Annotated in this window: 9 protein-coding genes; 4 read left to right on the top strand and 5 right to left on the bottom strand. The window is 71.1% G+C overall.

The window, feature by feature from the left end:
- Positions 1-2: 2 nt before the first annotated feature.
- The 5 genes from ACN28I_RS34645 to ACN28I_RS34625 form a co-directional block, all read right to left on the bottom strand.
- Positions 3-1922, bottom strand: coding sequence for an ATP-binding protein (locus tag ACN28I_RS34645; RefSeq protein WP_420946182.1), 1920 nt, complete (start codon positions 1920-1922; stop codon positions 3-5).
- Positions 1912-3888, bottom strand: a complete 1977-nt coding sequence (locus ACN28I_RS34640; protein ID WP_420946181.1) for a PAS domain S-box protein — start codon at positions 3886-3888, stop codon at positions 1912-1914. The genes ACN28I_RS34645 and ACN28I_RS34640 overlap by 11 nt, the downstream gene beginning before the upstream one ends.
- A gap of 222 nt (positions 3889-4110) precedes the next feature.
- The gene (locus ACN28I_RS34635; RefSeq protein ID WP_420946180.1) at positions 4111-4536 is read right to left on the bottom strand and encodes a hypothetical protein; all 426 of its coding nucleotides are present in this window, start codon (positions 4534-4536) and stop codon (positions 4111-4113) included.
- 100 nt (positions 4537-4636) lie between these two features.
- Positions 4637-7186 carry a putative metal-binding motif-containing protein gene (locus ACN28I_RS34630; RefSeq protein WP_420946179.1) on the bottom strand — a complete coding sequence of 850 codons (2550 nt, stop codon included), beginning with the start codon at positions 7184-7186 and terminating at the stop codon, positions 4637-4639.
- A gap of 16 nt (positions 7187-7202) precedes the next feature.
- A complete protein-coding gene (locus tag ACN28I_RS34625; protein WP_420946178.1) occupies positions 7203-7613 on the bottom strand; it encodes a hypothetical protein in 411 nt (136 codons plus the stop codon).
- A 203-nt stretch (positions 7614-7816) separates the two neighbouring features.
- On the opposite strand from ACN28I_RS34625, the gene ACN28I_RS34620 reads away from it, so the two are divergent.
- The 4 genes from ACN28I_RS34620 to ACN28I_RS34605 all read left to right on the top strand — a co-directional run bounded on the left by ACN28I_RS34620 (position 7817) and on the right by ACN28I_RS34605 (position 12189).
- Positions 7817-8362: a hypothetical protein gene (locus ACN28I_RS34620; protein ID WP_420946177.1), complete on the top strand. Its 546-nt coding sequence runs from the start codon at positions 7817-7819 to the stop codon at positions 8360-8362.
- Between the two features lie 148 nt (positions 8363-8510).
- A complete protein-coding gene (locus ACN28I_RS34615; RefSeq protein ID WP_420946176.1) occupies positions 8511-9623 on the top strand; it encodes a helix-turn-helix transcriptional regulator in 1113 nt (370 codons plus the stop codon).
- A gap of 50 nt (positions 9624-9673) precedes the next feature.
- Positions 9674-10813 carry a metallophosphoesterase gene (locus tag ACN28I_RS34610; RefSeq protein WP_420946175.1) on the top strand — a complete coding sequence of 380 codons (1140 nt, stop codon included), beginning with the start codon at positions 9674-9676 and terminating at the stop codon, positions 10811-10813.
- Positions 10810-12189 (top strand): hypothetical protein, encoded by a 1380-nt coding sequence (locus ACN28I_RS34605; protein WP_420946174.1) that lies wholly within the window; start codon positions 10810-10812, stop codon positions 12187-12189. Before ACN28I_RS34610 ends, ACN28I_RS34605 begins: the two co-directional genes overlap by 4 nt.
- Positions 12190-12198: the final 9 nt, after the last annotated feature.

Below are 12198 nucleotides of genomic sequence, written 5' to 3'. Positions count from 1 at the left end.
GATCAGTCCGCGAGCGGCAGGCGCACGGTGAAGGTGGTGCCCTGGCCCACCGCGCTCTCCACGCTCAGCCGGCCCCCGTGCTTCTCCACGATTCGCTGCACGATGGAGAGCCCCAGCCCCGTCCCGGTCCCCTCCGTCTTCGTCGTGAAGAACGGCTCGAAGATGCGTGACAGGTGCGTCGGCTCGATGCCGCTGCCCGAGTCCTTCACCCACACCACCGCCTCGCGCCCCTCGCGCCTCGTCCGCAGCCACACCTGACCGCCCGGCTTCATCGCGTGGCACGCGTTGGTGATGAGGTTCACGAACACCTGCTCCAGGTTCGCCGGCACCGCGGGCAGCGGCGGCAGCTCCCCGTAGTCGCGCTCCACCTTCACCTTCGACTGCGTCAGCACGTGCTCGCAGTAGCCCACCGCCTTGTCCAACAGGGCGTTGAGCTGCACCCGCTCCACCTTGTCCTTCGCCGGCCTCGCGTACGACGTCAGGTCCCTCGTGAAGCGCAGAATCCGCTGCCCGCTCTCCAATATCTTCCGCAGCTTCTCCGAGTCCGCCGCCCCCGCGTTCCCCATCATCATCGCCCGCTGCAGCAGCGACTCCGAGTACGCCACCACCGCCGTCATCGGGTTGTTGATTTCATGCGCCACGCTCGCGGCCAGCTTCCCCATGGACGCCAGCTTCTCCGCGTGGATGACCCGCTGCTCCAACTGCGCCACCACCGTCACGTCCTGACCGATGGCCATCACGCCCTCCACCTCGCCCTGCGAGGTGAGCGCCGACGACGTCGCGAACGAGACCCGCGCCTCCCCCGAGCGCGTGCGCAACCGCAGCTCGAAGTTGGGCACCGCCTCGCCCCTCATCGCCGCCGCCAGCACCGAGGCCAGCCGCAGGTGCTCGTCCTCCGGCACCAGCGAGAAGACGTCCTGCCCCAGCACCTCCTCCTTGCTGAAGCCCGTGAGGCGGCTGATGGCCTGGTTGAAGACGACCACCTTCTTGTCCCGGTTGGCCACCAGGATGAGCGCGTTGGCCTTCTCCAGCAGCTCCTCCAGGTACTTGCGCACGAACGTCAGCTCGTCGATGAGCTTCGCGTTCTTCACCGCCACCGCCACCTGGTTGGCGAGCTGCACCAGCACCCGCTCGTCCTGCAGCGGGTCCGGCTCGTCGCGCAACGAGGCCGGGTACTCCAGGTTGATGACCCCGTAGAGCTGCCCGCTGGCCACCAGCGGCGCGCTCACCCCGCCCGTGCTGCCCTCGAAGAGCAGCGGCACCAGGGCGGCCACCACCACCTTGCCCACCGGAATCGACGCCGCCGTCAGGTGCATCTTCTCCACCGCGGTGCGCTTGAGCACCAGCGGCTCGCGGGAGCCCTCCTTCAACCGCCCCTCGGCGTACAGGCTCGTCAGCCCGCCCGTGCGCGCGTCGATGATGCGGATGCAGAAGGCGCGTCCGGGAAACAGCTCCTTCACCCCGCGCGCCACCGCCGCGACCAGTTCCTCCTCGCTGCCCGCCTCGGCCACGCTGCGCCCCAGGTCCAGCAGCACCCCCTCGGTGCGCGCCTGCTCCAGCAGCGCCTGCTCCACCACCACCAACTGGCCGCGCATCAGCTCCGACTCGCGCCGCCCCACCACCGAAATGGACTCGCCCCGCCGCGCCAGCTCCATCACCACCACGCCCCCCTGCGGCAGCGGCACCTCCACCACGCACCCCGCCCCGTCCTCGGGCACCCGCGCCTCCGCCAGCCCCTCCATCATCTGCTCCACCGTCAGCCCATGGTCGAAGCAGAAGCGCGCGAAGGCGTTGTTGCCCAACAGCAGGTGGAGCTGCGGGTCGCAGAGCGCCGCCGGCAGCTCCACCGTCTCGAAGAAGGAACGAAAGGCCTCGGCGGAGGGGACGTCCGGCACGGGCAGGCGACGCGACTCAGTCGTCATGGGAGCTGGCCTTGTCGAGGTCCAATATCTGCTGGGACCCCATGTAGGCTTTCGTCTCGTAACGCGTGATGCGGCCGATCTTCCGGACGATCTCCGCCATGCGCTCGGCCTCGCGGTAGATGATGTCCACCGGCTTGTAGGACGTGTCCTCCTCCTTCAGCCTGCGCTTGAGCAGCTCCGCGTAACCCATCACCGAGGTGAGCGGCTGGTTGAGCTCGTGGGCGGCGGTGCCGGCCAGCGCGACGATGACCGCGTTCTTCTCGCTCGCCTCCAGGCGCGTCTCCACGTCCGACAGCTTGCGCTCCAGCTCCATGCGGTCGCGCAGGTCCGTGAAGATGCCCACGCTGGCCACCTCGCGGCCGCCCTCGTAGACGATGGAGGCCGTCATGTTCACCGGCACCAGGTGCCCCGTGCGGTTGACGACGTCCTGGCGGCACACCGACAGCCGCCCACGCCCGCCGAGCTCCGGGCTGCGCAGCTGCTTCATGATGCGCTGGGCCACCCCGTTGGGGTAGAGCTGGTTGACGTGCATGCCGCTCAGCGCCTGCGGAGCACCGTAGCCGAAGAGGGCCTCGGCCCCCTTGTTGAAGAGGATGATGCGGCCCTGCATGTCCGCGGCGACGATGGCGTCCACCGAGGAGTCGATGAGCCGCTCCAGGAAGTCCTTGGTGTGGCGCAGCTCGTCGGCGAGCTGGCGCGCCTGCGTCACGTCCCGGAAGGAGAGGATGATGGCCCGGCGGCCGTCCTCCAGCGGAGCCGCCGAGAAGCTCAACGTGAGGCGCCGGCCATTGGGCGCCCGCACCATCAGGTCCACGTCCGAGCGCGACTCGCCCCGCCGGGCCGCTGTCACCAGCTCCATCAACACCGACTCGTCCAGCGGCTGCGTCACGTCCACCAGGTGGCGGCCGTACGCGCTCTCGGAGGGCGTCGCCAGGATGGCCTCGCCCGCCGGGTTGAGGCTGAGCACGCACGCCTTGTCATCGAGGATCGTCACCCCCTCGCGCACGTTGGCGAAGAAGAGGTGGTACGTCTCGAGCGAGGCGGCCTTGGCCTCGGCGGCGATGCGCGCCGACATCTCGCGCTCGGTCTGCCCGCGCACCGTCTGCAGCAGCGAGGCGTTGCGCAGCGCCACCGCCGTGGCGTGCGCCACCGTGTTGAGGAAGTCGATTTCATCCGGCGCGAAGGTGCGCCGGTCCCCGCCCGAGGCCCGCAGCAGCAACACCCCGCGCACCTCGCCCCGGATGTGCAGCGGCAGCGCCGCGAGCGCCTGGATGCCTCGCGCGGCCACCTCGTTCTGCACGCCCTCCAGCAGCGGGTGGTGGGACGCATCCTCCACGATGACGGGCTTGCCCGTGCGCGCCGCCTCCCGCACCTCCGGGTAGCGGTCCAGGTCGATGCGCAGGTCCTCCAGGTTGGGAGCGTCGCTGGCGGCCACCACGCGCGCGCCCTCCCCGTTCCTGTCCAGCATCACCAGCGCCGCCCGGCTGACCCCGAGCCGCTCGGCGAGCCGCCGGGTCACGTCATGGAGCAGCGCCTCCACGTCGAAACTCTCGGCGTAGTCCGCGGTGAGCTCGACCAGCAGCGACAAATCCTGCTGCCGCCGCATGAGCTCCTGGCGCTCGCGGTGGCGCTCGGCGACACGCCGCAGCCTCCAGGCGAGCTCGTAGGGCTGGCCCCCGGCCGTCATCACCTCGGCGGGCTTGAGCGACTCCAGGAAGGTGAAGGACTCCTCCCCCGGATGCACCAGGGCCACCAGCGAGAGCCGGGCCCCCGCGGGCGTGGTGAGCAGCGTGGAGACGGCGGAGGACCCCTCCGGCGTGGTGAGGTCCACCAGAGCGATGGTGGCCTGCTCCGGCGTCTCCACCACCCGCAGGCCGGCCTGGCCCGCGGCGCGAGCGAGCGGCTCGCGCGCGGCCGAGGCCGCGGGCACCAGGACGACGCCGAGGAATGGCTCAGGAGAGGACACCCCCCGACTCTAACCCGGCTCCTGCCCCAGGGGCAGTCCGCGACTCGGGACTGCCTGTCGGATGCCGAACCGCGGGCCCGCCACGTCCTCGAAACCCGGTGCCTTTTCCACCCAGCGTACGTCCTCCGGTGCACGGCCCGGAGCGCACCAACACGAACGCCCCGGCCACAAGGGCCGAGGCGTCCGGAACAGCCAGGGGTTTCAGTGCGGAGCGCGTCCTGCTCAGCCGCGGCCGTAGGAGCCACGGCGCGCGGGGACCCAGACCCACTCCCGCACCGGCTGGTAGTAGCCCTCCACCCAGCGCTTCTCGTAGTGGCCGCCCTCGCACTTCGTCACGTTGCGGCGCGGGCGGTACCTGCAGTCCCGCTCGACCCAGACCTGCTCGTAGTGGCCCGGCACGAACTTCTGGACTGTTTGGAGCTCATAGCGGCCCGAGTGACGCGGCCGGTTCGAGTGCGGAGGCTGGGCCGGAGGAGGCGGCGGCGCCGGGTGGTAGCAGCCCCCGGTGTGGATGTGCTGCCCGCCGTGGGACTGCTGGCCCACCGACGAGGCGTCGTGCCGGCCCCACGAATCATCGGCCCGAGCGGACACCGGAGCCAGGAACAGCGCGGAGAGAGCCAGGGTGAAGAGTCCGTTCCGGAGCATCATGGTCTTATCCTCCCAATCGTTCTTGCTCCTTCAGACGGGGCCCCCTCGGATTGATTCAATCCCTCGGAGCGAGTCGCCCTACTTCTCGTGGCCCGGGATGCTACGGAGGGCAGGAGGCCACGGCCGGCGGGCTGATGATGGCGCCCGCCGGGATGGAGGTGCAGCTCGTCACGCCGCGCAGGAGGATGCGGCCGGCGGCACCACCGCCACCGCCTCCGGCGCCATGCGAGCCGCCGCTCGAGGGGTTCGCCGCGAGACCGTCGCCGGGACCGGTGCTCCCCGCCGCGCCCGCGCCTCCCCCGCCTCCGTTGGCCGCGGTGCCATCACCGCCCGCCACCGGGATGTCGTTCTGCGTGCTCCCATCCGCTCCGGGAGTTCCCGGGGATCGCGACGGGCCCTGGGAGTCAGAGCCTTCCCCACCCGAGCCGCCGTTCGCGGTGACCCGGGCGGTGGACTCGACCACGAGCGTGTCGGCTTCGAGCACCAGCATGCCTCCGCTTCCACCGCCTCCACCTCCCGCCGCGTTGTTGACGGTGGACCCTCCTCCCCCACCTCCGGCGCCACTCACCGACACCGCGCGCCCCAGCGTCAGTGTGCCCGCCACCGAGAGTTGCAGCGCTCCACCGCCAGGGCCTCCCACGCCTGGAGTCGTGCCCGTGATGCCGCCACCCGCCCCACCCTGGCAGCCTCCCATCAACGGAGAGAAGCCGCTCGTCGCCAGCTCGCCTCCCTTCGGGCCTCTGGTCGCGGTGTTGTCGTCGTTGGCGCCGCCGAGACCCCCCTCCGTCGCGAGGCCACCGCCCCCACCACCACTCCCATCATCACCGCCGACGCCACCCGCCCCACCCGTCCGTCCCGAGCAATTCACCCCGCTCCCAGCTCCCTGCTTGGACGCCTCACGCACCGAGTGGGCCAGGATGTCGTCGTTCAGCGTGGCATCGCCATACACCGCCAGGATGACCGGCCTCGAGCCCACCACCCGCAGGGGGGCATTCACCACCAGGTGGCGGACCGCGATCACCACGGAACCATCACCGGTCACCACGTGGGTGGGGGTGGGCGGCGTGACGCTGCAGTCCGGAGCGAACGTCCACGACGGCGTGCCCGAGGAATCGAAGGTGGCCGCACACGTGAGGTTCAGGTCGCCGATGCGGTTGGCCGCGATCGCCACCGGATCGAAGTTGCCCGTGACGGCGTAATCGAACCCGAGCGGCTGGCACACCCCCGCCGCGTCACACGTTCCCGCGTTCCCGCCCTGGCTGCAGACCTTGCCCTCCTGCGCGGGGTCCGCCGTGAACTGGCACTTGCCCTCGGCGGTACAGACCTCGAGGGCCTTCTGGCATTCAGTCGGCGGAGAGCAGGTGACCGTGCCGTTACAGGCCCCATCGCCATCACACCTGTCCGACGTGGTGCAGTCCTTGCCGTCATCACAGGCCGCCAAGGGGGGCTTGGGAGCGTAGCTGCACGAGCCCGACGCGGGGTCGCAGGTGCCAATGTCCGCGTGGCACTGGTCCGGCGGCCCGTCACACGTCTTCTCCGTGCCCTTGCACGTCCCGCTGCCATCGCACTTGTCATCGAGGGTGCACTGGCTCCCATCATCGCAGGCCGAGGAGGGGGGCCGGAGGGCGTACTCGCACGTGCCCGTCGGCTCCTTGCAGGTGCCCCTTTCCTCGCGACACGTGTTCGGCGGCCCGTTGCACGTCTTCACCGTGCCCGCGCACCCGCCGCTGCCGTTGCACCGGTCATCCAGGGTGCACTGGAGCCCATCGTCGCAGGCCGCCGTGGTGGGCAGGGGGGCGTACTCGCAATCTCCCGTCGAGGCGTTGCAGGTGCCCGCCTCCGCGTAGCACTGGCCCGGCCCCGGGCCGCACGTCTTCGCCGTGCCCGCGCACGTCCCGTCGGCACCGCACGTGTCGCCGCTGGTGCACTGGCTCCCGTCATCACAGGCCACGCCGGTGGTGACCGGATAGACGCAGGTGCCCGTGCCACACGTCCCCGCGCCCCGGCACTGCGACGACGGCTCATCGCACGCGCTGTCGCAGCAGATGCCCGCCACGCAGAAGCCCGAGCCGCACATCGCATCGATCGTGCAGCCGCCGCCGTTGCAGTCCAGCGTGCCGTCGCAGTCGAAGTCGGTCTCGAGGTTGTCCCGCCCGTCGCACACCGCCGTGGCGCCGGGGTGCACCGTGCCCTTGTCATCGTCGCAGTCCGTCCCCTGGATGGCGCTGTCACCCGGGGCGCGCGCGGCGTGGCCGTCCTTGTCGACGTCCCGGGCCAGCAGCTCGAGCGCCGCCGGCACGGAGCCCTTGGCGGGCAGCGTCACCGCCGAGGCCAGTTGCCGTGTCTCGATGGCGGTGCCCGTGCAGTCCGGCGTGGCGTAGGAGGCCACCTCGACCCGCAGCTCCTGGCTCCAGCTCTTCTCGCGGTACACGGCGAGGATGAGCGTCCGGTCATCGTCCGTGGCCAGCTTGGACTGGGTGATGAGCTCATCGCTCCTGCGCTCCGAGGCCGCCGCATCCACGGCGGTCACTCGAAGGCAGAGCGGGGTATAGCCCGGGTACGTGACCGTGAGGGCCACCGCGCTGTCCGTTGCCTTGTTCGAACAGGCGGAGAGGAACAGCAGGCATCCGACAATCCATGCATGACGCATGGACGCGGAGCCTAGCTCATTCCTGGGGCTGCTGCGGTGCCGCTTCGCCCGCAGGCTGGGACGCGGGCTCCGCCGGCTCCGTCCAGAACGAGTAGCCGCGCAGCCCCGGAGGCAGCACCACCTCCACCAGGGGATTCTCCGCGAGCAGCTCCGGCGTCACCGGCAACTGGAAGAGGCCGTTCGCGTCGCTCGCCGCCACGACGCGGCCGCGGTTCAGGCTCAGGATGACCCGGGCCCCCGCGATGGGCCTGTCCGTCCCCGGCTCCACCATGCGCATCGTCACCGGCCCCTGGCCCTGGGCCGCCTGGGGCTTCATCCCGGCCAGGTCGGGCGGCAGCACCTGCCGGTAGTACGGGCGCAGCGCGCAGGCCGACAGCAGGCCGAGGGACAGCAGGGCAACGCACATCAGGGAACGCATCGGACGCATGGGGACTCCATCCAGCCAGACAGGGGCACGAGGGAGGCGCAGCATACCGGCAGGCCCCCAGCCGCCAAGCCCTGTCACGCTCGCCTGGACGCCTGCTCTTCCGCGGGGTTGTCGCACCTGTCGCCCGCACCGGGATGTCGCATCTTCAACGGCATCAACATCCACGGCGGAGCCTTCCGCCCCCACCCACCGGGAGAGCACGCATGTCCGAATTCATCGATCCCCAGAACCCCAAGCCGAAGACCCGCCGCGAGGTCCTCGAGGACGGCCAGTGCGATCGAGGCCTCCTGGGAGGCCGGGAGATCCACACCACCGCCTCCGAGCCCCTGCCCGACATCCAGCACAGCGGCTACCACGAAGTGCTGGTGCGCGAGACGCCCACCGACGGCATCCCCATCAAGAACCGGGGCCTGGTCATCGGCGCCTTCACCATGACGTTCGTGGGCCTCATCACCTTCTGGATGCCCTTCCTCAACGGCCTGCTGGGCGGCGTCTTCGGAGGCTTCTTCGCCAAGCGCTGGAAGCGCGCCTTCGCGGCGGCGGCCATCGCCTCGGTGGCGGTGCCGGCGGCCATCGCCTTCCTCTACGGCTTCGACACGCCGGACCTCCTCTATTTCATGTATGGCCTTGGCTTCTGGCGGTGGACGGCCCTGCACGTCCTCGGCACGTTCCTCGGCACGGCGGCCGGTGTGTACTCGCGGCCCCTGGCGGAGCGGCGGAGCCTGCGGCGTCACATCACCGTGGGGTAGCCGGGCGAGCCGCGTGACCCGGCCCGGGTCTCCTCCATGCGGGAAATCCCTTAGCCGCACCCACCAGGAGTATTGGTTTCATGCGTCCTGACAGGTGTTCCTTGGATTCTCGGCCAATTCACCTATAGTCCGAAATAGCTTGGAACCATTGAATTCGCAGGATCAGCAATTGGTGGGGGACCTGCGCTCCCGGCTCGATACGGTCGAGCCGGGGGTGGACGTATTGCCAGCCCTGGTGGACGCGCTGCGGGAAGCCCTGCACGCGGAGCGGGGCCTTGCCTACGGCGTGGACATCGGGCCGGAACGGTTCCAGGTGAGCTACCTCCATATCGCCGGCTTCCCCATGACGCCGGAGGCCGCCCACGCGTACCTGGACGGCTTCGTCAGCACCCGGCGCGACTGCTGGGGCTACTTCAATCCCGCCTGTCCCCAGCCCTCCCAGCGCAACCGGGAGCTCCAGTTCCAGGCGCCCGGGACGGACGCCGAGCCCCTGCTCCCGCCCCACGACGAGCGGATCACGGTGTGGAAGACGCTCGGAATCCCCGCCGAGGAGCGGGCGCGGCTCCAGGCCCAGGTGCGCTCGGCCATCGGCGACTTCCTCCAGGGGTGTGGACTGGATCGGATGATGTTCCTGCGCGTGCTCGTCTGCGACGGCCCGGCCCTGCTGGGGTGGGTGGGCGCGATGCGCTCGGAGCCCTTCGAGGCGAGGGATCTGCACCTGATGCGGGAGCTCATCCCCTCGCTGCAGCGCAGGCTGGCGCTGGACTCGCGCCTGCGCGAGGCGGGGATGCTCCACGCGGCCCTCGAGGCGGCACTGGAGTCGCTCGGCCAGGCGGCCTACGTGGTGACGTCCACCGGCCGTGTGGCCCATACCAACAGCCTGGGGAAGGCCCGGCTCGAGCAGGACGCCGGACTCGTGGCGGAAGCCCTGAAGAAGCACCAGCGCGGCGAGCCGCCAGGCGGGGAGATCTCCTTCACCCCGCTGCGCCTCACCGGCACGCCCACGCACTACCTGGCCGTCATCCAGGGCGAGCCCCCGCAGGCCCTCGCCCGCGTGCACACGCTCAGCTCCGGCTGGGGGCTCACCGCCCGGGAGATGGAGGTGCTCGGACGGCTCGTGCGCGGTGAGTCGAACAAGGCCATCGCCCTGCACCTGGGCTGCGCGGAGCGCACCGTGGAGGTGCACGTCACCCGCATCCTGGCCAAGGCCCAGGTGGAGAGCCGCTCGGCGCTCATCGCCAAGTGCTTCCTGGCCTCCTGAACGGGGCGGGCAACCGGGCACCGGCTCGCGGGCGGGACTAGGATGGGGCCGTGAGCACTCCCCTCGTCCAGTCCGCCCTGGCCCGCGCCGCCGAGGCCGTCCGCCGTGGCCCCCACTCCATGCCACCCGATGGCCGGCGCCGCACCCGGCGCCTCGTCATTGGAGATCCCCAGGCGGACTTCACCCGCTTCCTCGCCATCCTCGACCGCCATGGCCTGCTCGGCCCGGACGGGTGGCTGCGGCCCGAGGTCCAGCTCATCTCGGTGGGGGACCACTTCGACTGGGGCAAGCCCGCCGAGCGCGAGGAGGCGGCCACGAGCGCGCTGAGGCTGGTGGCGTGGATGGCCGCGCACCCGGCGGACCAGGCGGTGCTGCTGCTGGGCAACCACGACCTGGGCCGCGTGGGCGAGCTCGCCACCTTCACCGATGCGCGCTTCGCCGCCGCCCAGGTGGAGGCGGACGGCATCTACCGGGGAGACGACACCGACGAGGCCCGGGAGCGCGACTTCCTCACCCGCTACCCGGAGGTGCCCAACGTGGAGTTGGTGGCGCGCGACTTCGGCAACTTCCGCGAGGAGCAGCGCGACTGGGTGGCGTACCTGCTGCGCGCCGGGCGCTTCCGGGTGGCTCACGCCGCGGCCGAGCATCTGCTCGTGCTGCACGCGGGCGTCACGCGCGAGGACCTGCGCGTGGTGGGGCTGCCCGAGGCGCAGTGGTCCCACGCGCCCACGGTGGCGGACGCGCTGCAGCGGACGCTCGCCACGGCGGTGGCGCAGTGGAAGGAGGGCCCCTTCTCCCTCGCCGGGCTGCACCAACCCGGCAGCGCCGCGTACGGCGAGGGCCGCGGCATCTTCTACCATCGCCCCAGCCTGCGCCCCGAGGACGCCGCCCACCGCGCCGCCACGCCCCGGCGCCGCTTCGACCCGCACCGGCTTCCCCCCGGCCTCACCCAGGTGGTGGGCCACACGCGTGACAAACGCAGCCGCGAGCTGCTCTCGCTGCCTCGTGAAGGCGCCCGGGACGGCGTGCTGCGCCACCTCGTCACCGACGGCACCAGCCTCCATTACAGCCTTGGCACCCCGCCCCCCACCGGCCCCGGCGAGGCGGTGCTCGTCTTCACCGATGGCGGCATGCGCGAGTCGCCGGTGGAAGCGTACGAGCTCTACGAGATCCAGGGAGGACAGGAATGAGGAAGACGACGCGGAGACTCGTGGGGCTGGCGCTCGTGGGGACCCTGGGCCTGGGAGGGTGTGCGGCCCCTCTTCGCGCGTCCACCCGGGAAGCGCGAGCGGCCGAAGCCCAGTGGGCGGAGCACGCCGAGGGGCAGGAGCAAGCGTCGCCCGAGCAGGAGCAGGCGGAGCGGGACGCCTTCGCGCGGCGGGCGATGGAAGCCCTGCGCGCCTCCGGTGAGACGCGCCCCATCCACTACGAGGCCGACGGCTTCCTGCTGCGGCTCGGAGACAAGGACGCGAGCACCGTCTTCCTGGCCAACTTCTTCGACGAGTACCTCTCCGGACCGCCGGAGCAACGGGACGCGGTCTTCGCCCGGCTCGCCCGCGTGAGGGAGCTGCCGGACATGCCGGAGACGCTCGCCGAGGCCCGGCCGAACCTGCTGCCCGTGGTGCGCAGCCGCACCTTCTTCGAGCAACTGCCCCTGGTGATGAAGAGCGAACCGGGCAAACCGGCCCCCATCGCCTGGAAGCCCCTGGGAGGCTTCCTCGGCGTGGGACTGGCCTTCGACGGGCCGGACACCCTGCGCTACCTCGGGCCGGTCGAGCTGGCACGCTGGGGCCTCTCCTTCGAGCAGGCGCTCGGCATCGCCATGGAGAACCTGCGCCCGCGCAGCACCGAGCCCCTGGAGCAGCTCGCTCCCGGCACTTGCAAGGCTCCGTGGGGGGACAGCTACGCGGCCTCCCGCCTGCTGCTCGACGAGGTGGTGCGCCGCTGCGCGGTGAAGGGGACACCGGTGGTGCTCGTGCCCCATCGCGACCTGCTCCTCATCACGGGCTCCGAGGACGAGGACGGGCTGAACCGGGTGGCCACCCAGGCGCTGCCAGCCATGATGGCCCCGCGCGCGGTGGACGGGCGTGCCATGCGCCTGACGCCCCAGGGCTGGGTGCCCTTCATGCCCGAGCGGCTCAACAACGCCTGGCCGGACTTCCGCAAGCTGGAGCTCTTCACCCGGGCGCGCGACTACGACGAGCAGACGCAGCAGTTGGAGAAGCTCTACGAGGAGAAGGGCGTGGACCTCTTCGTGGCCGCCTTCACCCCTTATGAGGACGAGCGCGGACGCAGCCTGAGCTACGCCGTCTGGCTCAAGGGCGTGGACGCCGTGCTTCCGCGCGCCGAGGTCATCTTCTTCATGGACCCGGCGCTCGGCCCGGAGGCCCCGCCGGTGGGCATCGCCCGGTGGGAAGACGTGTCTCGGGCGGCCGGACAACTGCTCGCGCCGGTGGAGGGCCTGTACCCCGAGCGCTACCGGGTGAAGGGCTTCCCCACCGCGGAGCAGCTCGCCCGGTGGCAGAACACCGACCCGGGCGACCTGTTCAACGAGGACGGGCCCTGAGCACGGGCC

The sequence above is a fragment of the Archangium gephyra genome (assembly GCF_049060025.1).
Lineage (GTDB): Bacteria > Myxococcota > Myxococcia > Myxococcales > Myxococcaceae > Archangium > Archangium gephyra_A.
Note: the sequence above shows the minus strand (reverse complement) of the source record. Positions and strands in the feature narration are given on the sequence as shown.

Bases quoted from the DNA above. Each gene is read 5' to 3' on its own strand.
- ACN28I_RS34645 (WP_420946182.1), bottom strand. From the start codon at position 1,922: ATGACGACTGAGTCGCGTCGCCTGCCCGTGCCGGACGTCCCCTCCGCC.
- ACN28I_RS34635 (WP_420946180.1), bottom strand. From the start codon at position 4,536: ATGATGCTCCGGAACGGACTCTTCACCCTGGCTCTCTCCGCGCTGTTC.
- ACN28I_RS34630 (WP_420946179.1), bottom strand. From the start codon at position 7,186: ATGCGTCATGCATGGATTGTCGGATGCCTGCTGTTCCTCTCCGCCTGT.
- ACN28I_RS34625 (WP_420946178.1), bottom strand. From the start codon at position 7,613: ATGCGTCCGATGCGTTCCCTGATGTGCGTTGCCCTGCTGTCCCTCGGC.
- ACN28I_RS34620 (WP_420946177.1), top strand. From the start codon at position 7,817: ATGTCCGAATTCATCGATCCCCAGAACCCCAAGCCGAAGACCCGCCGC.
- ACN28I_RS34605 (WP_420946174.1), top strand. From the start codon at position 10,810: ATGAGGAAGACGACGCGGAGACTCGTGGGGCTGGCGCTCGTGGGGACC.